This is a genomic window from uncultured Alteromonas sp., assembly GCF_963976965.1.
In the GTDB taxonomy this organism is placed as follows: Bacteria; Pseudomonadota; Gammaproteobacteria; order Enterobacterales; family Alteromonadaceae; genus Alteromonas; species Alteromonas naphthalenivorans.
Genome location: NZ_CAXBMP010000002.1, coordinates 187,198 through 209,476 on the forward strand (window position 1 = coordinate 187,198; position 22,279 = coordinate 209,476).

18 protein-coding genes are annotated in these 22,279 nt (G+C 40.0%); 12 read left to right on the forward strand and 6 right to left on the reverse strand.

The features are described 5' to 3' along the window. Window position 1: 1 nt before the first annotated feature. The 12 genes from AAC006_RS02580 (at window position 2) to AAC006_RS02635 (ending at window position 13,674) form a co-directional block, all read left to right on the forward strand. Window positions 2-658 (forward strand): HAD hydrolase-like protein, encoded by a 657-nt coding sequence (locus AAC006_RS02580; RefSeq protein ID WP_126871984.1) that lies wholly within the window; start codon window positions 2-4, stop codon window positions 656-658. Window positions 659-831: 173 nt separating this feature from the next. Continuing rightward, a complete protein-coding gene (pseB, locus tag AAC006_RS02585) occupies window positions 832-1,833 on the forward strand; it encodes a UDP-N-acetylglucosamine 4,6-dehydratase (inverting) (RefSeq protein ID WP_126871985.1) in 1,002 nt (333 codons plus the stop codon). Then, on the forward strand, window positions 1,830-3,002 hold the full coding sequence (gene pseC, locus AAC006_RS02590; RefSeq protein WP_126871986.1) for a UDP-4-amino-4,6-dideoxy-N-acetyl-beta-L-altrosamine transaminase: 1,173 nt from the start codon (window positions 1,830-1,832) through the stop codon (window positions 3,000-3,002). Before pseB ends, pseC begins: the two co-directional genes overlap by 4 nt. Window positions 3,003-3,112: 110 nt before the next feature. Further along, entirely contained in the window at window positions 3,113-4,240 is a 1,128-nt protein-coding gene (gene gmd / locus AAC006_RS02595; RefSeq protein WP_126871987.1) for a GDP-mannose 4,6-dehydratase, read from the forward strand. A 2-nt stretch (window positions 4,241-4,242) separates the two neighbouring features. Further along, entirely contained in the window at window positions 4,243-5,211 is a 969-nt protein-coding gene (locus AAC006_RS02600) for a GDP-L-fucose synthase (RefSeq protein WP_126871988.1), read from the forward strand. Between the two features lie 73 nt (window positions 5,212-5,284). Continuing rightward, the gene (locus AAC006_RS02605; protein ID WP_126871989.1) at window positions 5,285-6,577 is read left to right on the forward strand and encodes a hypothetical protein; all 1,293 of its coding nucleotides are present in this window, start codon (window positions 5,285-5,287) and stop codon (window positions 6,575-6,577) included. Between the two features lie 235 nt (window positions 6,578-6,812). After that, the gene (locus AAC006_RS02610; RefSeq protein WP_185864138.1) at window positions 6,813-7,526 is read left to right on the forward strand and encodes an SDR family oxidoreductase; all 714 of its coding nucleotides are present in this window, start codon (window positions 6,813-6,815) and stop codon (window positions 7,524-7,526) included. Next, window positions 7,520-9,901 (forward strand): FAD-dependent oxidoreductase, encoded by a 2,382-nt coding sequence (locus tag AAC006_RS02615; RefSeq protein ID WP_126871991.1) that lies wholly within the window; start codon window positions 7,520-7,522, stop codon window positions 9,899-9,901. The genes AAC006_RS02610 and AAC006_RS02615 overlap by 7 nt, the downstream gene beginning before the upstream one ends. Before the next feature lie 9 nt (window positions 9,902-9,910). After that, on the forward strand, window positions 9,911-10,996 hold the full coding sequence (locus AAC006_RS02620) for a hypothetical protein (protein ID WP_126871992.1): 1,086 nt from the start codon (window positions 9,911-9,913) through the stop codon (window positions 10,994-10,996). Next, the gene (locus AAC006_RS02625; RefSeq protein ID WP_126871993.1) at window positions 10,990-12,036 is read left to right on the forward strand and encodes a class I SAM-dependent methyltransferase; all 1,047 of its coding nucleotides are present in this window, start codon (window positions 10,990-10,992) and stop codon (window positions 12,034-12,036) included. The genes AAC006_RS02620 and AAC006_RS02625 overlap by 7 nt, the downstream gene beginning before the upstream one ends. Then, window positions 12,029-12,718 (forward strand): acylneuraminate cytidylyltransferase family protein, encoded by a 690-nt coding sequence (locus AAC006_RS02630; RefSeq protein ID WP_126871994.1) that lies wholly within the window; start codon window positions 12,029-12,031, stop codon window positions 12,716-12,718. The genes AAC006_RS02625 and AAC006_RS02630 overlap by 8 nt, the downstream gene beginning before the upstream one ends. Further along, complete coding sequence (locus AAC006_RS02635) at window positions 12,715-13,674, forward strand: Gfo/Idh/MocA family oxidoreductase (protein WP_126871995.1); 960 nt, start codon at window positions 12,715-12,717, stop codon at window positions 13,672-13,674. The genes AAC006_RS02630 and AAC006_RS02635 overlap by 4 nt, the downstream gene beginning before the upstream one ends. Window positions 13,675-13,724: 50 nt before the next feature. On the opposite strand, the gene AAC006_RS02640 is transcribed toward AAC006_RS02635, so the two are convergent. From AAC006_RS02640 to AAC006_RS02665, 6 genes are all read right to left on the reverse strand, one after another. Then, a complete protein-coding gene (locus tag AAC006_RS02640) occupies window positions 13,725-14,675 on the reverse strand; it encodes a hypothetical protein (RefSeq protein ID WP_126871996.1) in 951 nt (316 codons plus the stop codon). A gap of 6 nt (window positions 14,676-14,681) precedes the next feature. Further along, a complete protein-coding gene (locus AAC006_RS02645; RefSeq protein ID WP_185864139.1) occupies window positions 14,682-15,461 on the reverse strand; it encodes a glycosyltransferase in 780 nt (259 codons plus the stop codon). 386 nt (window positions 15,462-15,847) lie between these two features. Next, entirely contained in the window at window positions 15,848-16,777 is a 930-nt protein-coding gene (locus tag AAC006_RS02650; protein WP_126871998.1) for an SDR family oxidoreductase, read from the reverse strand. 22 nt (window positions 16,778-16,799) lie between these two features. Continuing rightward, complete coding sequence (locus tag AAC006_RS02655) at window positions 16,800-17,828, reverse strand: glycosyltransferase family 2 protein (RefSeq protein WP_126871999.1); 1,029 nt, start codon at window positions 17,826-17,828, stop codon at window positions 16,800-16,802. Between the two features lie 33 nt (window positions 17,829-17,861). Next, entirely contained in the window at window positions 17,862-18,896 is a 1,035-nt protein-coding gene (locus AAC006_RS02660) for a glycosyltransferase (protein ID WP_126872000.1), read from the reverse strand. After that, a complete protein-coding gene (locus AAC006_RS02665; protein ID WP_339890614.1) occupies window positions 18,897-22,277 on the reverse strand; it encodes a 6-hydroxymethylpterin diphosphokinase MptE-like protein in 3,381 nt (1,126 codons plus the stop codon). It abuts the gene before it with no gap. Window positions 22,278-22,279: the final 2 nt, after the last annotated feature.

Here is a 22,279-nt window from a genome sequence, read left to right on the forward strand (position 1 = left end):
TATGATTTATATTTTTGATCTGGATGACACCTTATACGACGAACGCCAATATGTGGAATCAGGGCTTCGTGCTGTGGCAAATTATGTCGAATATAAGTGGCAAGTCGAAAAAATAGCAGGGTTCGATCAACTCATCAACTTGCTAGATAGGAATGGTAGGGGCCGAATATTTAACGATTACTTAGCCAAAAACAACATTCCTGCGACTAAAAAGAACGTAAAGGAGTGCGTAACAGTTTACCGCCTTCACAAACCGGTGTTATCCATGGCGCAGCAACACTTGCAATTGTTGCACGAGCTACCCAAGCCACTCTATCTTGTTACAGATGGGAATAAAGTGGTGCAAGCGAATAAAGTCGAAGCCTTGAATATTCGTCACCTTTTTAAGCGTATTTTTATTACTCATCGGTTTGGCGTAAAGCACGCTAAGCCTTCAACTTACTGCTTTGAGAAAATTAGGCTCGCTGAGGCCTGTGACTGGAATGATATGGTTTACGTGGGAGATAATCCCGCAAAAGACTTCGTAAATTTGAATCGACTTGGGATGCACACAGTAAGAGTGCTTACTGGAGTGCATAGAAGCGCCGTAGCTAAACCCCTTTATGATGCACATTACACGGTTAAACACATCACCGACCTCAGGTCGCTAGAGGTCTAACGGATAGACTCTCCGTTACATTAATTATCGCCTTAAATATCTACGATTTTGACCGTAATATAGAACTTTAGACGGTTTATTACTCGTATAAGTCTATACTTCCTAAAGCTTTATGGCATTCGTGCCGACAAGTGATATATTGTATTTATAACCATAAAAACAGCGAGCAAGCCATGTTCGACGGAAAATCGATTCTCATTACAGGTGGAACGGGTTCATTCGGCCATAAATACACTGAAACCTTGTTAGCGAAACACAAACCAAAACGTCTAATCATTTATTCTCGAGACGAGCTAAAACAGTTCGAGATGCAGCAGAAATTTAATGCACCATGTATGCGTTACTTCATTGGCGATGTGCGTGATAGAGAGCGACTCAATCGTGCAATGCAAGGTGTAGATTTTGTTATTCATGCTGCGGCCATGAAACAGGTGCCTGCGGCTGAATATAATCCCACCGAGTGTATCCGTACCAATATCGATGGCGCTGAAAACGTTATAAATGCAGCCATTGATAACAACGTTGGCAAAGTCATCGCCTTGTCTACAGATAAAGCTGCCAACCCCGTTAATTTATACGGCGCAACAAAACTCGCATCAGACAAACTTTTTGTTGCCGCAAACAATATTGTGGGCGAAGGTTCTTCGCGATTTTCAGTAGTTAGATATGGCAACGTGGTAGGCTCGAGAGGCTCTGTAGTGCCGTTTTTTGATAAACTTATTGCGGAAGGTAACGACCACATACCTGTAACACACAAAGATATGACGCGATTTTGGATAACCTTACAGCAAGGTGTCGATTTTGTACTTAAAAACTTTGAGCGAATGTTAGGAGGAGAGATTTTTGTCCCTAAAATTCCATCTATTCGAATTGTTGATCTTGCTAAAGCGATGGCACCAGATACGCCGATAAAATATGTCGGTATTCGCCCCGGAGAGAAACTACACGAGATGATGTGTCCTGGAGATATGTCACTTCACACGTTCGAGTTTAATGACCACTATGTTATCGCGCCGGCAATTAAATTTTTCCATAGAAGTAACAACTTCACCAGCAATGCACTAGATGAACAAGGGAGGCCGGTGGAGTCGGGTTTTGAGTACGTTTCTGATACCAACGGTCACTTCCTTAGTATTGAAGAAGTCGCCCAATTCAACGAGGAAGCTAAGCTTTGATACCTTATGGGCGTCAGCAACTTGATGACGATGATATCAACGCAGTTTTAGATACGCTTAAGTCTGATTGGCTAACACAAGGCCCTACAATACCTAGATTTGAAGAGGCGTTAGCTAATTACTGTGGCGCAAATTATGGCATAGCGGTTAATAGTGCTACGTCGGCCTTACATATTGCCTGTTTGGCGTTAGGCGTTGGTGAGGGCGATAGCGTTTGGACATCGCCTAACTCTTTTGTTGCTTCATCTAATTGTGCTCTTTATTGCGGCGCCAGCGTTGACTTTGTCGACATTGACCTTGAATCAGGCAACATGAGTATTGACGCTTTAGAGACTAAACTCGAAAAAGCAAAAATTAATGGTACTGTCCCAAAAGTCATAATTCCTGTGCATTTTGCGGGTCAACCATGCGACATGGCTCAGATTCATGCGCTATCTGAATCCTATGGGTTTCATATTATTGAAGACGCCTCACATGCTGTTGGTGCGAAATACAAAGGTGATTTTGTAGGGTGCGGTAAATATGCTGACATCTGTGTGTTTAGCTTTCATCCGGTAAAGATTATTACTACGATGGAAGGCGGAATGGCGCTGACCAATAACACCGAAATCGCTGAGAAAATGCGTATGTTACGGAGTCACGGTATTACTAATAATCCGACTTTGATGACAGAGCCCAGTCACGGCCCATGGTATTATCAACAAGTGGACTTGGGTTTCAATTATCGCATGACCGATGTAGAAGCAGCATTGGGCCTAAGTCAATTAAAAAAGCTGCCTAGCTTTCTAGAAAAACGCAACGCATTAGCGCAGCAATACGATGAACTTTTTTCTGCCCATGACAATATAGTCCCATTAAAGCAGCGCAGCGATGTTGACAGTAGCTACCATCTCTATGTAGTAAGAATACTTGGCCTCAACGATGAAGAAAAAGCGGTTCTTGTGTCTCAACTCAGGGCAGCAGAAATTTTCGCACACGTGCACTATATCCCAATTCATTTGCAGCCTTACTACCAGAACTTAGGTTTCAGTCAGAGAGACTTCCCTAATGCAGAACGTTATTATGAGCAAGCTATCACGCTTCCATTGTTTCCTGAATTATCCCTTAATGATTTAACCTATATCGTCGATACAATTACTAAGTATGTAGACAACATTTATAGCCGTTAAAAATGTATTGGATTATCTAGTAAAGCTTCAACTTTTCATAACGATAGTAAAATCAATATTCAACGTAAGTAAAAAGGCAAAATACTGATGAGTTTTAATAAGGTGAAAGGATGAACTTGCAAAAGGTAGCGTTTATCACAGGCATAACGGGTCAAGACGGCTCCTACCTCGCAGAGTTGTTACTTGAAAAAGGCTATAAAGTACATGGAATCAAACGCCGTTCATCGCTTTTTAATACTCAACGAATAGACCATATTTACCAAGGACCTCAAAAACAAAATAGAGATTTCATCTTACATTATGGCGATTTAAGCGATAGCTCCAATCTTGTCCGACTCATTCAACAAATTCAACCAGATGAAATTTATAACCTAGGCGCTCAAAGTCATGTCGCGGTTAGCTTTGAATCACCAGAATACACAGCCGACGTTGATGCTCTGGGTGCCTTAAGAATACTAGAGGCTATAAGGCTTTTGGGCTTAGAAAAAAAGACGCGCTTTTATCAAGCATCTACCTCTGAGCTATACGGGTTAGTACAAGAATCACCTCAAAAAGAAAGTACACCGTTTTATCCACGCTCTCCCTATGCGGTCGCTAAACTGTATGCTTATTGGATAACAGTGAATTATAGAGAATCGTACGGTATATATGCCTGCAACGGAATTTTGTTTAATCATGAATCACCAAGACGGGGGGAAACTTTCGTTACCCGAAAAATTACCAGAGGCTTAGCTAACATTGCACAAGGTCTAGAGTCATGTCTTCATATGGGAAATATCGACGCGCTTCGAGATTGGGGACATGCTAAAGACTACGTGTATATGCAATGGCTCATGTTACAGCAATCCCAACCAGAAGATTTTGTGATTGCCACAGGGCACCAGTATACAGTGCGTGATTTTATTCAGTGGACCGCCAATGAACTTGGTATTGAAATAGCGTTTAGAGGCGAAGGTATAGACGAAATTGCTATAGTAACTAATGTTAATGGCGAAGATGCACCAGCAGTGAAAGTGGGTGACATCATCATGCGAATTAACCCTAAGTACTTTAGACCCGCAGAGGTTGAAACCTTGCTTGGTGATGCCAGTAAAGCGCGAACAAAGCTTGGTTGGAAACCAGAAATTGACGCATACACACTATGCAAAGAAATGACGCAGCACGATTTGACTGAAGCAAAGCGCCAAGCATTCTTAAAGCTGAATGGTTTTCACTTCGACGCATTGAGAGAAGAATAGAAATGGTCTCTAAAAATATCTTCGTCGCGGGTCACCGAGGTATGGTAGGGCGCGCACTTTGCAGAAAGCTAGATAGTATGGATGGTGCAACCATTGTTACTGCAAGTAAGGATGAGCTAGATCTCACTCATCAAGAAAGCGTTATTTCATTTTTCGAAAATAATCAAATTGACGAAGTTTACCTTGCGGCAGCGCGAGTTGGAGGCATACATGCTAACAATGCCTTTTCAGGTGAGTTCATTTATCAAAACTTAATGATTCAGACAAACGTAATTCATTCTGCTCATCTGAATAATGTGCAAAAACTATTGTTCCTTGGTTCAAGTTGTATATACCCCAAGTTTGCAAGCCAGCCTATACGTGAGGACGCGCTGTTAACAGGGCAATTAGAATCCACCAATGAAGCTTATGCAGTGGCAAAAATTGCAGGTATCAAGCTTTGTGAAAGCTACCGGCGGCAATATGGTAGAGATTATCGTAGTGTTATGCCTACAAATTTGTACGGACCGTACGATAACTTTCACCCTCAAAATGGTCACGTTATTCCAGCGTTGTTTCATAAATTTTACCAAGCAATACGCGATGATGCTCCCTATGTTGAGATTTGGGGTAGCGGAAAAGTAAGGAGAGAGTTTCTTCACGTAGATGATTTGGCTGAGGCATGTCAACATTTGATGAATCAAGATGAACTCACGTTCTGGGATAGCCTTGATACTCATTGTTCCCACATCAATGTTGGAACAGGTACTGATTGCTCAATAAGAACATTAGCTGAAATGATTCAACGAATCTCGAATTTCAAAGGAAGTCTAAAATTTGACGAGACTAAACCTGAAGGAACACCCGTGAAGCGCCTAAACGTAGAGAAAATTAACGGGCTAAAATGGCAAGCCTCACATAGCTTAGAAGAAGGCCTTCAACAAGTTTGGGATTGGTATTGCCACCAGCTAAATGATTCATTTAGCTGTTGATAGTGTTTGTTCCACTCTTTTTAGTCTACCACCAAGAAAATTTAGTATTTAACCAAACAATAGTTAGAAACATATGAAGAGTAATGACGTCGCAAGGGCGATATTAGCAAAAATACCTCCGCCCCAATATTATGACGATCCCCCCCTATTTGTGGAAGCTGATTATTATGGTGCCTCAACGAATATTGCTCATCAGCTTGGTTTACCTCATGCTCCTTTCAGTGATAGTGGATGGCGTCACGGTTGGATGTACTACCGAGCTAAGTTCATCTCACAACTCACCGTCTGGGGGCAGCAAGAGTCACAGTACTTATTAGCTCAGCAGGAGCATGTCGACTTTCTTAAATCTTTTAACATTGATTCAACAGCTGTAGGTATGCCATTTATTTATGCCGATGCAATCGATGAGTCTCTAAGAGTTCCGAATACGTTACTGGTCATGCCGCCACATACTTTGCCTTATGTACCCGCTGTTGGTAACGAAGAAAGCTATATATTAGAGATTGAAAACATACGCGACGAATTTGATGCGGTTGTTTTTTGTGTGCACCACTCTTGCTATGAACGTGGAGTCTGGCCTGAACTCATAAAGAAATATAACTACCCCATGATTATTGGTGCCAGCGCACATCAATCGAACGCGTTGGTAAGGCTACAGAAGTTATTTTCAAGTTTCGAGTACGTTACATCTAACATTGTCGGATCTCATATTCCCTATGCGGCGTATTGCGGCGCTAAGGTTTCGTTTTATGGTACGTTCTGTGACCTTACCCAGTTTAACTATGAAAATGATCCACAAGCTCAAGCAAACCCAGAACTATGGGACTATATTGTAGAACGTTCAACAGAGAAGCCGGTTAGAGAGGCGATGCCTTTTATATTTTGCCAACACCCCAAAGAAGCGAGTTTTCATACTGAGTGGGCCCAAAAAGAATTGGGGCAATCTCACAAAAAACCTTCACATGAAATAGCGGAGTTACTTGGGTGGAATAATGCGGCTTTTCAACTTAACAGTGCTAAAAGATACAATGATATTGTTAAATGTAAATCGAAAGAGCGTTTACTCGACAGTTTAGTTGAAGTCTTCAACACGGTCGGAGGTAGAAGCTTTGCACTTTACGGAGGCGGGAAAGTAGGTTCTTTGATACTTAACCTGCTAGTTGCTAACGGTCATAGGCCGCATTGTATATTTGATCAGAACTTTGAAAGCTTAAAAGAGCTCAACGGAATTAAAGTATGTGACCCTCAAGACATTTCGACCACGGGCGCCTCTTTAATTTTGATCGCTTCTTTTACTCATCAAAGAGAAATTCGTGAAAATATTTATACAATGCGCCCCGACATAGAAATTTGGTCGTCAGATTGAAGCGTTTTTACTTTTTGTAATACCTTTGATTTAATTAAAAACAATCAGGCATATAATGATTTGACACCATCGCCTTGAAGACGCATACAGTCCAATCTAATTGCACATCACTGATAAAAAAATGCCACCATACAAATCTTAACTCTCTTCGCATTCAGCTAAAGTTTCTTCCACTGCAGCGGATAAATAAGATAATTACCAAGTTTATACTTGTATAGAGCAACAGGAATTTCAATTGAAAAAAGTCATATTAACCGGTGCCAATGGTCAACTAGGACAGAGCTTCGCTAGCATGCTAGTAAAACAAGGCTTTCAGGTTATCGCTGTTGACAAGAATATTGATAATTTAACAGCTACTAAAGAATTAAACTTAGTTAAGCTTGATATTACCAATAGCCAAGATGTCAATGATTTCTATAGCGAGCTAAAGGATATTTATGGCCTTATTAACAATGCGGGTACTGCCGTGTTTACTCCATTTGAAGAAAGGACAGCAGAAGAGTTTATGTCTGTTGTAGAGGTTAATTTACTCGGGACTTTTCTCATGGCCCAAGGCGCCGTAAAAATCATGAAAAACAATCAAATTGGAAAAATTGTAAATATTGGTTCCATCTATGGTGTTGTGAGCAGTGATGAACGAATTTACGGGCAAAGCAAACGCAATAACTCAGAGGTTTATTCAGTTACAAAAGCAGGGGTTATTCAGCTATCTAAATATATGGCTGCGCATTTCGGGAAGTATAATATTCAGACTAACTGTATATCGCCAGGTGGCGTTTTCAACCATCAAACCGACGATTTTATTGATAACTATAATTCCAAAACGCCCTCTGGAAGGATGGCTCGCCCTGCTGATTTTGATGCTGCCATGCGCTTTTTGCTTGATGAAAACAATAGCTATACCAATGGACAAAATATTGTTGTAGATGGAGGATTTACTGCATGGTAAATCATCATTATATTTTAGGAGCTGGAGTAACCGGCCTCAGTCTCGCCTATGAATTGCTAAAAAAAGGCCAAACCGTAGTTCTTATAGAAAAGTCAGAGACGGTAGGTGGCTTGGCTAAAAGCCTTTCTTGGCATGGTCGACAAATAGATTTAGGCCCTCATATCTATCATACCCCAGATCAAGACATCGAAGATTATTGGAAGGAAGAATTTCCTGAGCTTTTTTACGAGCGACATCACTGGTCGAAGAACTTAAAAGACAACACGTTTTTTGACTACCCTGTCAATAGACAATTCATTGACAGTCTTCCTGATGAGATACAAAGCAAAATTAAGTACGAACTAGAAAATGTCGATGCCGATAAGGTAGCTAGCGCTAACAACTATTATGAATATATAAGAGCACTAGCGGGAGAGACGCTCCAAGAAATGTTTTTCATTAAGTACCCAGAGAAACTTTGGGGCATGTCTGTGAAGGAACTAGATGCGAATTGGGCTCCGAAACGGATAAAAATTAGAGATAAAGCTGGACCGTTTTTTGAGGGGCAATGGAGTGCTGTAGGGAATCAAGGCAGCGGCACTATTTTAGAAAGCCTCAAAGAAAAAGTCCTCGAACTAGGCGGTGTAATTCGACTAAATGAGACGATTGAGCGGGTATTATTAAGCAACCAAAGAATTAGTGTTATATCTACAGATAAAAGCAATATTAGCGTTGCTAGCAATGATGTTGTCATCAATACAACTTCATATTGTACAGCATGTGAATTTTTGGGCCAGACAACAAATTTACAATACCGAGGCGTCACCTTAATTTACCTAGCCGTTGAAACGGCTGATGTTTTCCCCGATGGTGTAGACTTCGTTTACATTGATGATCCAGATATCTATTTCAACAGAATTTCTGACCAAAACTCTTTCGTAAAAAGGCCCGAATCAAACTCAACAATTCTTTGCTTTGAAATTACATATAGCAAAAATGATCAGATAGACATAATGGAGCCAGAGTTATTAGTAGAAAAAGTAAAACATCAGTTTCTTTCACTTAATTTGATTTCTGATCGTTCACTTATTGTAGATGCAAAGATAGTCAAACTTCCTGAAGTCTATCCCATGTTTTTCCTTGGCTACGAGAATGAACTCGCTAAAACAAAAGCCAGCATAGATGCTATTGAGAATTTATACACGCTTGGAAGCCTCGCAGAATACGCATATTCAGATCTTCAAGTTCTGTTCAGTAAAGCCATTGATTTAGCGGAAATTTTAACCAGCTCGACATTTAAAATCAATAAAATAGACAAAGCCGCGCCGAGACTTGATTTTGAGAAGCGTTTTTTATTAGGAAATAGCTTTGTTGGGGAGGGAGAGCCCGCATATGTAATAGCAGAAATCGGCTTAAATCATAATGGAAGTATGCACATCGCAAAAAAATTGATTGATGAAGCGGTTAGCGCTGGTGCAAATGCTGTAAAATTACAAAGCTACAAAAGTCATCTTCGCGTTGCTTCTGAAGGAAAAACATCTCGCTACGTTGAAAAAGTGTTAAGTACCCAAGAAACTGACTATGAGATGTTTAAGAAAAACGAATTATCTGTAGCGCAAACAAAAGAGTTATTTAGTTACGCTAAGGCGAAAGGCATCACCCTATTCTCAGCTCCTTTTGATATTGAAAGCGTCGATGAACTTGAAGAGCTAGGGGTAGATTGTTATAAAATAGCCTCCTTTGACTTGGTCAATTTACGTCTAATTGAGAAAGTGGCGCTGACAGGTAAACCCATTATCCTATCAACAGGTATGGCATTGCTTTCTGAGGTCGAAGATGCCCTTCGTATTGTTTCCTATACCGGAAATCGACAAGTTATATTGCTTCAATGTACCTCCTCCTACCCTTGCCCACCCGCATCTATGAATATTCGCGCGATTGATACAATGAAACAAGCATTCAACCTTTTGCCTGTCGGTTTATCAGATCATGTCATTGGTGATGTTGTGAGCCTTGCAGCAGTCAGTCGAGGAGCTGACGTGATAGAAAAGCATTTTACAATGGATAAAAAAATGGAAGGTCCGGACCATGTGCTTTCTCTAGAACCCAACGAATTAAAGAATATGATATTTAGTATCAGACAAATTGAAGAAAGTTTAGGAGACGGGATAAAGCAACCCTCTACCAATGAGGTCAGTACACTCATTCGCTTTCGAAAAACCATGTATTCAAGTGTCGATATACCAAAAGGTACAACAATAAGAACAGAGCACATCACTTATAAAGGGCCAGCCTATGGCTTGTACGCAAAGTATGAAGACTTAGTAGTGGGTTGTGTTACCAAAAGTGACATTCCAGTAGATACACCTATTACATGGGATCTTATCAGTTCTTAGGAGGCATTCATGAGCTCGTTTATACAAAAAGTCAGTTCTCTTATCGAAGATTTGTCGGCGCAACCTGTCAGTCGAATATTTACCATAGCCACAACTTCGAAAGGTGAAGAAGATCCATATCTTACGCCTCTTAGAGTGACGAGAGACTTCGCGGTAGCGGGTTGTGTTATTTTCAAACAAGAGTGTCTGCTTCAAATAATTGAGCTTGTCGACGGTGCAGTCGATATAGTATTAGTGGATACAGAAAAGAAAATTCCCCTTTCGATAAATACGCAAGAACAACTTGATAATGACAGTATATACCTAAAAAGAAATACGATTGGGCCTGTAGAAACGGGCAACTTGTCAAAAATATGCTTTCAGAAAATATCAAAAAGCGAGACGTTTGAATTTAAACCTAATGACTTAACAGTAAACAGCGCTTGGTCATTTCTAAGTCAAAGATTGGGCATTTTAAGTGGAAAGAAAATTGCTATTCTTGGCGTAGGGAACATTGGTAGTAAGTTGGCTCTCAAGCTTGTCGAGTGTGGAGCTGACGTACACACTTGTCGCCAACAAGCATATGTAGGTCATCAAATCACAAATGGTCTCAATCTAATAAAACATGAAAATACCGTTTCTAATATTACATTTCACAATAGTTTACTTTCGACATCATTTAATGCTGATGTTGTCATCGGATGTACGAATGGCGTACCTATAATTGACAGTGACGTGATCCAGACGATAAAGAGAGATGCCTTAGTCGTTGATCTCGGAAAAAATAATATTACGCCTGACGCGATTAAATTAGCCATTGAAAATAAGCTAGAAATATATAGGGTCGATGTTACAGCGGCTCTAGAAGGCTTTATATATGAAATGCTTAAAATGCGAGAAGTACTGAACTCTTCCTACGGAAAAAAAACGTTACCTCTTTGCAATATTGTCTCTGGTGGGTATTTGGGCGAAGATGGAGACGTTATTGTGGACAACATTTCAACCCCTCGAGTGATATATGGCATAGCTAATGGGTATGGCTCTATAAAAAAATCGCTAAGTTCATACGAGAACGAAATTATCGCTAAGTTAAAAAAAGAAGTTTGCCAATGTTAAATCAATTTGGAAAGAATGCCTCTGCCCTATTGCTTCAAAAAAAGTCGTTTTTTGAAGAAAATGAAACACACGTGGAAAAGCAGAGAAAAATAGCACACTTGTATGTGTCGCAACCTGAACGGAATAAGTGTAAAAATTGCGACTCTCAACTAGGCTCCCAAGTCGATTTCACAAAAGATACTATTCCCTACAAGATATGTCGAACATGTTCTCATTTGAATGGAGCGCACGAGGATACTTCCGAATTCTGTGAAACAGTCTATGCTGTTGATGATTCGGAATATGCGCAAAATTACAATTCAAAAGACAAAAGTGAGTACGAGTATAGAACTGCAAGTATTTACGTACCCAAAGCAGAGTTTTTGTTCACCGCACTGAAATCTCTTGGTATCGATCCTCATGATCATACTTATTTTGATTATGGTGCTGGGTCGGGTTATTTTGTTTCTGCTTTACTTAAATTGGGGTTAAATGATGTTACAGGTTCCGATGTATCAAAATCCCAAGTTGACTTAGCCAACACTCTCTTTTCTACGCCAAGACTATCATGCCACTCAATATACGATGGACATGAAAAGCTCGCAACGACGAAGTCTCAAGTAGTATCAATGATTGGTGTCTTAGAGCACCTACAATCTCCCCGATTGGCATTGAAGCGCCTTGTTGAAAATACGAGTGTGGAGTACATTTTTATTTCCGTACCAACATTCAGTTTGTCTGTGTATTTAGAGATGCTTGATGACAACGTTTTTCACCGACAGCTCCATGGAGGACATACGCATTTATATACAAATGATTCGCTAGATTACATGTGCAACGAATTTAATTTGGAGATTATAGGGCAATGGTGGTTTGGAACAGACTTGGTCGACTTATATCGTCAGCTGCATATTAAATTAGAGAAAAATGCGGTCTCTTCATATGTCAAAGATGACTTCAGCAAGCGCTTTTTAACGTTCTTGGACAGTGCACAACTCGAAATAGACAAACAAAAAGAATCATCTGAAGTTCACCTACTACTAAGAAAAAGTAATGCCTAAAATTCTCGCTGTCATCCCAGCTCGCTCAGGAAGTAAGTCACTTCCCCACAAAAACATTAAAAACCTTAATGGAAAACCACTCCTTGCCTATTCAATTGAATATGCGAACCAAAGTTCTCTGATTTCAAAGACAATTGTTTCAACAGATAATGAGGATTACGCCAAGATTGCAGTAGAGTATGGGGCCAGTGTTCCTTTTTTAAGGCCACCTGAATATTCACGAGATGACAGTCCCGATTACGAGTTTATGAAGCATGCTTTGGAGTATTATCTTGACCATGGAGAAAGTTTCGACTTACTCATATTGCTAAGACCTACCTCGCCTGTTCGCCCACCTGGTTTAATTGAGCGGGGTGTGAAAATAATTCTCGCAGATCCGATTGCAACCTCCGTTCGCTCAGTAGCGCCAGTTACAGAGCACCCTTATAGAATTTGGAGTAAAAAAGAGGATGGCAGCATTGAAGGCTTTGTACCTTTTGTAAAGGAACCCTATAACTTACCGAGACAAAAACTGCCTCCATTACTATTTCAAACTGGCGATATTGAAATAGTCAAAGCAAGTACGCTTCTTTCAGGCTCAGTCAGTGGCAATAAAGTTTTACCTCTCATAATAGAGCACGGTGAAATGGTAGATATTGACTCAGAAGTTGATTTTAAAGAAGCTCAGAGCAGAATGTTATGAAAATTTTAATTTGTGGTATGGGCTCTATCGGCGTTCGCCATTTCACCAACTTAAAAAAGCTTGGTATCAACGATATTGTCTTTTACAGCAGTGGCAAAAGTACTTACCCTCAAATAGAGGAAATCATGGATGGGTCAAAAGTCTTCAACTCTTTTAGCGTTGCGCTAGCCCAGAAACCTGATGTATGCGTGATAACTAACCCCACGTCATTACACGTAGAGACAGCCATAGAGGCTGCAAAACAAGGCTGTCACCTATATATTGAAAAACCGCTTTCACACACGCTAGCTAACTTAGGTGAACTTGACGAACTTATTAAAAAAAATAACCTTATTTCTTTCGTAACTTATCAGTTCCGGTTTCACCCCCATATCATGTTGCTACGTAATTTGTTAAATCAGAATGAGTCATATGGTGAAGCTATTTGGGCAAGAGCTGAGTGGTCAGAATACCTTCCTGACTGGCACCCGTGGGAAGATTACACTCAGGGATACAGTGCAAGAAAAGATCTAGGGGGTGGTGTTGTTAGAACACAGATACACCCTCTTAATTACTTAGCATTCATTTTAGGTGAAATTGAAGACGTAACGGTTCAAAGTCAATCAAGCGGTTATTTAGGTATAAACGTAGAAGATCTTGCCGATATTCAAGTTCGCTTTAAGCGAAATATCACTGCGAATATTCACATCGATTACCTTCAAAAACCTAGAGTCCATACACTTACCGTATTGACGAATAAGGGTAGGTTTTCTTGGGACTGCCACGCTAACGAGTTGTATTTCATCGACCATGCCGCAAAGAAAATTGATTTCCCCAACGAAAACTTTGAAAGAAATGACATGTTTTTGTCTATGCTTGAACACTTTATAGACTGTGTTAAGACGGGACGACAAAGTGCATTCACTGTTGAAGATGCGACGAAGGAGCTTTCCAAGCTCCTTCGTGCTTGCGAATAGATTTTTTGATGGCGTTGGAGTAATCTACCTACTCCACGCCATTAGGCTAGCTACTCGCTTTGTGAGTACTGACTTAAAGGGGCACTTTCCCCCGTTCTTACGTCAACTACAAGTAACTTTTCTATAAGTTTAGTGCGATCCGTTCCTGATACAAAACTCAGTTTCCCCTCTTTGTCCCGGGATTCTCTAATTTTGGACTCTACATAACATTCAGCTGGGGAGAGAGGCTTTAAATTTCCCACACGATCATTTCGTACGAAGAATAAGTTATTACCTGCACTATTTGTACCTACCAATTTATAGCCTTTTTCTTCACCAAGATGGTGAAAAGCCGCAATAGAGGCACCATAATACAAGTTAGAATAATGAGCTTCACTTCGCTGAAATGTAGGTGAATATGGCACAGTAACAGCCGCTTCGGCACCAAATAAACTGTTCCATTCTACAACGACAATTATGGGGTTAACTACTTCAAGGGCTTTCCAAATCCAGAAATCATTGCCATCCACATCGATACTTAACAAGCCTACTTCGCCCTCGAACCCTTCGCTCTTTATCAAATCGTTGATATTTTCCCGATGTATCCATGCCGCTTTGGCAGTTAAATCATGACGCCAGTAAATGTCTTGTTTTATAATGCTTTCAATATTCTTCCCATCACCATCCATGACCAAGCCTTTCCAATTATTATTCATCAACAAAAAGCGCGTATTAGATTCGAGGTAGTTTTCAACACCAAACTCGATAAATGTTCTTTCGCTTTCTTTTCGTATAACGTGCTGCTGCAGATATTGAATAATTCCATCTTCACCAAATTGTGAAAACACTTTAAATTCGGCATCTTGTAGAGAATCGATAACCAATTCTTTATTAAGGTTAGCAATCGAACGTCCCTGCAAAACAAAAAGATCATTGAGACGTTTATGCATTCCGCCGATAGCACTGGCCTGTGAAGAAACTATTTTATCTTGTTCTTTTTTTTCTGTTTGTTCTTTGGTCATTAGAAGTCACTCCTTGTAAGGTATTGCTTCACATAATCGGTCTAACGTTTTAACGTAGGAATTCGCAAACCGTTTGCGCGATAATTCGTAATTTTTATTATTTATGCGATATTTTGAGGCTAAAGACTCTATTTTTGACGCGTACATTTGTTCAAGCAAAGCAGACAATGCATTTGCATCGTCCGGATCAAAATAAACTGCGCTTGAGTGGCATTGTTCCCGATGGACGGGTATATCAGACAGTATCATTTTTTTCCCTAACGCTTTCGCCTCTTCAACCGTTGTACTCCACCCTTCAAAATATGAAGGGTTAATCACCGCGATTGCGCCAGCCATCAATTCTATAACCTCTTCTCGAGAGACGAGCCCTCGAATGACAAACTTATTTTGAAGGTCATTCTGTTCAATGAATTCAAGCAAATTGCTGAAGTGTTCGCTATTGCGATGATCTTCTGTATGCCCAGTAGCAATTACCTTAATGTCTGTGGTAGCGTTTTTTAATGCGTTTAGCACTACAATATGGTTTTTATGCGTCCAAAATTGATTTGGTAAATAGAAATATTCGGAGCTTGCCACGGACTTACCTGTAACCTTATTGGCTAAACTTCGCTCTACATGTTTAAAATCTTCTGGCGTTATATAGGGTGAAAACGGCACTACATGTGTTTCTGTTGATTCGTATTCGGGGAAAAAACGTCTAAAATCCTCTGCAGCTGCATAGCTGCTTAATAGCAAATGTCCCGTTCGCTCTGCTGCCATTGAAATAAGACGATTTCTTGATTTCAATTCCTCCTGAGAAAAGAGGTGAGGTAAATGACAGTGTTGGAAGTCAGGCATCCAGTAAAGTGTTGGCGGAGTAAATCGAACGCCAGGTGGCGCATGAGTTAGCACTGAAAGCTTCAATTGACGCGCGTAGTATGACAACCGGATATCTGTTTTGAAATACTTACTCAGCCTCCTTATTCTTGGGGAGGTGGCTGTCAAATGGTCACACTGAATGACCTCAACTCTCTTCGAGTAAGAATTGGGAAAAAGGTCACTTCTATTTGTAAGACAAAAGAAATGATAGTGATCTGGGGCATAACAATTCAACACATCCAACAAACTCAAAAAATAATTCCTTCCCCCTAGCCATGTATCCCCCTTTATCACGACAGGAATCCCGACCCTTATCATTTTGACACCTCGTTGAACCAAGTTATGTAGCGCAAAAGACCTTCATCAAAATTGGTAAGTGTATTTAATAATTCGGTATTCAATTCAACTCTAGCTGCAACTAAATCGCAGGGATCACCTTTCCTATCTTCTGTTGCGATAAACTTAGGGATATTGTCATACCCAGCTGCTGACAATACAGACGTGATTGCAGAAGATACGCTTATTGGATGTCCTGTGCCTACATTGAATATTCGCTGCCTTTGTTCCCATTGTGTTTGAGAAGAAAATAAAAGAAAACGCACAAAGTCGTCGATATACATCCAGTCTCTCAACTGATTCCCGGTGCCAGAAAAAGAAAAATTTCCTCTACGGGCTTTGTTTAGTACATCCCAAAACAATTGCTTCTTTAAACCAGGGCCATATAGAGAAAAAGGTCTGATAATCTTTAGCTGTAAATCGTATGTCTGGGCATAAAAAGAAAGCATTTCTTCTGCTAATTTCTTGTGAAAACCGTACGGGGAGATAGGCTTTAGAGCAGTAGAAACTGACGTATTACTACTTGCATTACTCCCGTACACTGCCGCACTCGATACATATATCAATTTGCTTTTACGCCAATCGTTTTTCATCTTATTGAGAAGAGTATTCAAATTTGGCAAAGTTTTAGTAAAATCTTCTGATGGCGAAGAGATTGAGGCCACTACAGACGCTCCTCCCGCCACATGAAAAATAACGTCTGGCTCCTCGCAATTCCCAAGAAGCTTTTCATCAATATCACCCGATAGAGGGGACGATAATTCACTACGGACCGTTCTCTCTACATTGAACCCACGTGATTTAAGTTCGTTATATAAGTGAAGACCAACAAACCCTTCGCCACCTAATACTAAAAATTTTTGCAGCATCTTATCTCCCGGTTCAATAACTACTGCATCTCGTAACATAGCGCTAAAACTACATGTATGTTTACAAATTTCGCCAGCTTACAATTTCGGCGCATTTAACGTGACGCCGAATATCCTCAGCAATGGCATGTTCGTGTTTTCCTTCAATGCAGTTTATGACGAAATCAATTGGTAACCGCTCTAGAGAGTACAATGATTTTACAGAAATATTCTTTAAATTTAATAACCTTTGCTCTTCAGAAGTGACGAAACATTCGAGGTTAGCGCCAACGCTTTGCAATGCTTGCGCTATGATGACAGAGAGCTGTCTAGTTCCAAAAATGGCTACAGACATACCGTGATATCGCTCAAGGCTATCTTCTTTGCACAGGATTTTTTCCAATAACCCTTTTAAGTCAATTACGTTTAAATCTAGTTGATGTTCTGTACTAGGCGCACTTTCACCTAATAATAGTGACACTGCCTTAGCTTCCAATTGCAATGTCGATCTATTAGCACTTAACGAGCTACTTCCTCCCTGCCTGAAATTTGCCGAGATGACATCAAGGCATATTCCATTAAATTGCCGTATTGCCGTTTTCATAAAAAAACTATCGGCATAAAGCCTAAAGCACTCATTGAAAGGACCGATTTTTTGAAACAAGCTTTTGCGGCAGAAGAAACCTTGATGGCAAACATTGGTACCCTCGCTCTCGCTCGCATGCGTGAACCAAACTTGCTCTGTTTTTTCATCGAAACAGCGAACTCGAGTCGATACATAATCAACCATATCATTAGAGAAGGTAGATAAAACTTTAGACAATGTAGAAGTGTCGTACAAAGTATCGTCAGCTCCAAGAAAGTAAATAATATCACCCTCTGCCATTTCAACACCGCGATTGAATGCATGATAGATACCTCTGTCTGGACTAGAGTAAATTTTTCTAACATGAGGATATCGAGCGGCAACAGAAAGCGTAGAATCACTAGAACCACCATCAACGATAATGTGTTCAATATTCTCGATGGCGTCTTGAGCTGCGACGCTATCTAAACAATCTCCAAGAAAGCTATCGCAGTTGTAGGTTGCAGTTATTATTGATAATTTCACTTTTTTCTCACGAATTCTAAGGCATCTTGAACATTAGGCTAAAATAAAAAAATCGAGACCTTCTTTCATATTCAGGGACGCTAACTTAGCAGTAATCTCAGCGCGCACCGGTTGCGCAGCTATGATCAACACTTTATTCGCTTTTCGCGATAAAAAATGACTAAGAGATAGTACTGGAATATGCGTCGCGACATCGATCATTATAGAGCTATTACTTTCTTCTCTCTCAACAAAGCCGCTAACCTCTATATTTATCTTACTTGAGTGCTTACAAAATGAGCGCCCCATTTGTCCCGAGCCGAAAACATAAACTTCTTTACCGCTAACACACGTTGTTAAACGTTCGATTTTTTCGTTAATAACAGCAGCAAGCCCTTCATCAAAGTTCCTTTGCGAAAGCGTTGCGGTTGTTGATGTATCGCTTACTCGCATATGAACTAGCGTTTTCTCTACACAATCGAACCGAGCGCCTTGCTTATGCAATCTCAAAAAAAGAACGTAGTCTTCAAACATTCTTAGATGAGGATAGCGTACGCTTTTGATGACATCGGTTTTAGCGAAGTATGTAGTATGTGGAAAACAGGGCCATTGCGGTAAGAATACATTTATATCGTCAGGACTCGCAATTCCATTAATTGCACGTTCTTTGTCGTTTTTAAATGAAGTGAAACGTGAAGAGCCGGCAACATCTTCATTATCAGAAAAATAGCTAAAATGAGATTTAATGATGTCGGCATTATGTTTCTCTATAAATTCAAGTTGTGTCTCGAATCTGTTCGGCACACTAATGTCATCAGCGTCAACCTTCGCAATGTAAGGTGTTTTGACTAGATCAAGTGCTTCATCCAAACGACATCCAACGCCTTTGTTCTCATCATGGGTAATCAGTATTATTCTTGAATCAGAATACTGCTGTATCTTTTGGACTGTGCTATCTGTGGAACCATCATCAATAACGAGGAAGTCAAAATTCAAAAGTGTCTGGGCTAACACCGAGTCAATCGCGCTTTCTACCCAGCTCGATGCGTTGTACGTCGTAAGCAATGCGGTGACTTTTTTGTCTTCCATTTATTCTTCCGATAGAGTGTCGAGCAAATTATCCACTCCTTTTACTCGGCCTATATACTCTTCCTGAGATATTGATTCTTTCCTGAAATCATTTTTCTTTAGCCTTGGAATAAAAACTAGGCGATCTCCGGTTGGAAGCAGAAGTTTGTCACTTTGCAAAGTAGTTCGGTTCAATATAAGGAAGTCAGGACCTGCGTAACAAAAATACCCACGACTAAGAGTAATTAACTTGTCGAAATAATCTTGTGCTAGCGAAGGATGGAAGCTAACTTTTTGCAGAAATATCACTCCCTTAATTCGACTTGACATTGCAACCATAGCAGCTTCGAATAAGGTGAGATAATTATTCTGATAGGGTACTTTGTCATCTTTGATTTCACCGAGTGACAGCAATGTAATACCCTTACTTGGGGGAGCGATACTGTCTATATCTCTCAACTTTACTATGTTGCAGGTGTTATCTGCATCAATAGTAGAGTGTTCATCATTTTCTACCCAATTAATGACTACCGGTAAAGAATTATTAGTATTTTTTGTTGCGAGTTCTGTTAGTCGTGTTTTTGGTACGAAAGTAAGGTTTCTGTGCTGAACAGAAAAGGGGGTCTTGTCCCACAACTCTGCTAACACTTTATTTCTTCTAAGGCTAGTATGCGGAGAAACAGCATCTAGCTCGTACTGAGAATATTCCAAGAGCGTTAAAAAGTCACTTGCAAACCCTTTCCAAGTCTCTCTTAGACTATTTCCAGTTTCTACAACAAGTTCTTCGTCCATGACATTGAGTAGGTTACTAAAAATACTGTTAATGTAATTAAAGGTTCCATTCAAGTAGTAAAAAACTAGGCTCTTATTACGAAGTAAAGAAGATACGATGAACTCTCTTTGCTCACTAACAAGCTCTTCAATATCGGACTTAGCGACAATAGGTTTTGCCAACAATTTTTCCAAAACGGTAAGTTCTTCGAATAAAAACTCCAAATCATAGCGAGCATCGAACTTCGAAAGTAAAACCTCGTTTTCGGCTGGCGAAAAAATATCGCTAGAGATCTTTGATAAGGCTTGTTGTTTTTGTTCTGCTGTAGACACTATGAGCACGTCATCAGCGAAAAGGGCTTCGGCGCCTTTAATCTGAGCACCATTACTCAAGTTATAAATATAGGAGCTTTTACTTGCAAATATCTGCTCTAAAACGTTTTTAGAAACTTTAAATTCATATTTTGTTTTCACCCATGGCTTAAAGTTACCTTTTACTACGAGTGATATCTGATGATTAGATGCGTAGCTGTAGAGCTCTTGACCTTCATTATCATAGTAACCCGACGACTTGGAATGATGGTAATCATCGCTTACAAAACCTAAGTCTGTACCAAATAGGTAAACATCTTTAAAGCCTATCGTAGTAACTAAATCGGCTGCAAAATTTAGCACTGTTGGATAAGAAAAATTAAGTAGTTTAAATGGGTGTTTTTTATATACTTCAGTAAAAGAAACTGTCGAAGCTTCGCCTTGTTTAAATGCAAGTAATGTATTCCCAAATAAGCGTGCAGAATCAGGGTGTATTCCATTGCAACTTAATAGCGTAATACTTTGAAGATAGTTGGTATCATCAATGCGAGATAGCCAATCAAACGTTGAGCGGTTTGTTTCTATCTCTGCATGAAAATCTGGTGTTATTCCATTTTTGTGAAGCGCGTATAATGCTGTTCCACAAGAAATAACAATTGCGCGTGAACATTCAGCTTTTAGCGTTTCAAGTAAATCGTCTAAAGAAGGGCCATTACCTACGATAAATACTGGCACATCAAGAAATTTAGACGTCAGTCGACGCTTTTCATCTGATAGTAGAAAGGGAATATTACTTTCAAGAGCCCAACGCGTATGTGCTATACCATACTTCGCGTTGTCAAAATAATCACCCATTGCAATTATAACAAGGAGTTGTTCGCGCAACTGCGCAACGGCATCCGTTAGTTTTTCGTTGATGTAAGCTTGATAAAAGAATGTGTTCGCAAGTACATAGGGGCCAACCGACTGAAATTGAACAAGCAAGTCGTTAGTTAAATTCGAGCCATCATCACCAATATTGAGGTAAAGACGTTTTTTACCCTCGTCGAACGACTGAATTATCTCAGACCAGTCGATAGCATAGAGTGACGCGTAAAAAAAATCTTTGTTGGGTTCACAAATGAAAAGCATCTCTGTATCGTGATTTTTCATTAATGCTTCTACAGAGTATCCGATGCCAACACCGAACATAATGAGAGATTTCACCTTTTCAGGGAGCGTACTCTGCACTTCAGTAATATTCTGAATCATTGCGTTACAGGCTTCAACGAGCTGATAGTGCAAATAACCCTTTAGCTTTTTTCCTTTATAGCTCAGTAGTAAGCCATCTTTGTTTGGTTTTTTGGTAAAAGCACTAAAACTGGTTACAGCATCATCCTTCGGGGAATTCGAGAACAATGAGCCAGTTTCTATATGTACAACACTTACTGCACCGTCTGCGCCCACAATAGGTCGCCAATTTTGCGGTCTGTAATGTGAAAACTCTTCATAGAGATTGGGGAAGTACTTTTTTAGCGCTGTTAGGTTAGCCTTTTTTTTGTTTTCATCCAGCAGTGCGTCATCAGACTCACAGTGAGGCTGCAAAGGTGCCCATAGAGGCAGATAGCTTTCGTTTAGTGATTTTGTTTGTCTATTCGGTAGCCAACGCTCTACTTCGCTCCACTCACCTGAATTCAGCTTTGCTTCCAAGCTATTAAATAAATTTAAATTTAAATGCTTATAAAAAACTAACTTATTCACTCCTACGTGATGCGAAAGCTCCATCATATCTTTTGAAAAATGGGTCACATCGGAACCAATTTGAAGATATAAAGCGATGTTTTTATCCTTCGCTTGCTTAAGGATATCTCTCCAATTAATGCTAGATAGAGAGCAAATAAAGTAATCAATATTAGGCTCGTACACGACTAAGTGCTTGTGCTCACCTTTGTTGATAATATATTCAATATGATACCCAAGTCCTAGACCGAAACAGATCAATGCTGTCGTCTCGATCGTGTTATTGCTTGGTAAGTCTATCGATGGAGAAATTGAAGTGTATTGCTTTAAATGTTGCAGTACATCCGATCTTGGGTGCATCCCATAGAGCACCTTCCCGCTGTTATAATTTACAATATTTAACTCGCTAAATTTATTGCATAAAAGCGTAGATACTCTTGATTCACTCTCTTTAGCAAGCTTCGCAAGTGTAGGTATAATACGTTCAAATGCACCAAGACTTAGCCTGTAATTCTCTTTGATATTTCGAGCTAGCGAGTGCTCGACGGCTTGCTGCTGTATTTCATCCTGATGAACGTGAAATTGAATTTGATCTAGCATGA

Bases quoted from the DNA above. Each gene is read 5' to 3' on its own strand.
- AAC006_RS02605 (WP_126871989.1), top strand. From the start codon at position 5,285: ATGAAGAGTAATGACGTCGCAAGGGCGATATTAGCAAAAATACCTCCG.
- AAC006_RS02630 (WP_126871994.1), top strand. From the start codon at position 12,029: ATGCCTAAAATTCTCGCTGTCATCCCAGCTCGCTCAGGAAGTAAGTCA.
- AAC006_RS02580 (WP_126871984.1), top strand. From the start codon at position 2: ATGATTTATATTTTTGATCTGGATGACACCTTATACGACGAACGCCAA.
- AAC006_RS02660 (WP_126872000.1), bottom strand. From the start codon at position 18,896: ATGGAAGACAAAAAAGTCACCGCATTGCTTACGACGTACAACGCATCG.
- pseB (WP_126871985.1), top strand. From the start codon at position 832: ATGTTCGACGGAAAATCGATTCTCATTACAGGTGGAACGGGTTCATTC.
- AAC006_RS02625 (WP_126871993.1), top strand. From the start codon at position 10,990: ATGTTAAATCAATTTGGAAAGAATGCCTCTGCCCTATTGCTTCAAAAA.
- AAC006_RS02620 (WP_126871992.1), top strand. From the start codon at position 9,911: ATGAGCTCGTTTATACAAAAAGTCAGTTCTCTTATCGAAGATTTGTCG.
- AAC006_RS02600 (WP_126871988.1), top strand. From the start codon at position 4,243: ATGGTCTCTAAAAATATCTTCGTCGCGGGTCACCGAGGTATGGTAGGG.
- AAC006_RS02650 (WP_126871998.1), bottom strand. From the start codon at position 16,777: ATGTTACGAGATGCAGTAGTTATTGAACCGGGAGATAAGATGCTGCAA.
- AAC006_RS02665 (WP_339890614.1), bottom strand. From the start codon at position 22,277: ATGCTAGATCAAATTCAATTTCACGTTCATCAGGATGAAATACAGCAG.
- gmd (WP_126871987.1), top strand. From the start codon at position 3,113: ATGAACTTGCAAAAGGTAGCGTTTATCACAGGCATAACGGGTCAAGAC.
- AAC006_RS02635 (WP_126871995.1), top strand. From the start codon at position 12,715: ATGAAAATTTTAATTTGTGGTATGGGCTCTATCGGCGTTCGCCATTTC.
- AAC006_RS02615 (WP_126871991.1), top strand. From the start codon at position 7,520: ATGGTAAATCATCATTATATTTTAGGAGCTGGAGTAACCGGCCTCAGT.
- AAC006_RS02640 (WP_126871996.1), bottom strand. From the start codon at position 14,675: ATGACCAAAGAACAAACAGAAAAAAAAGAACAAGATAAAATAGTTTCT.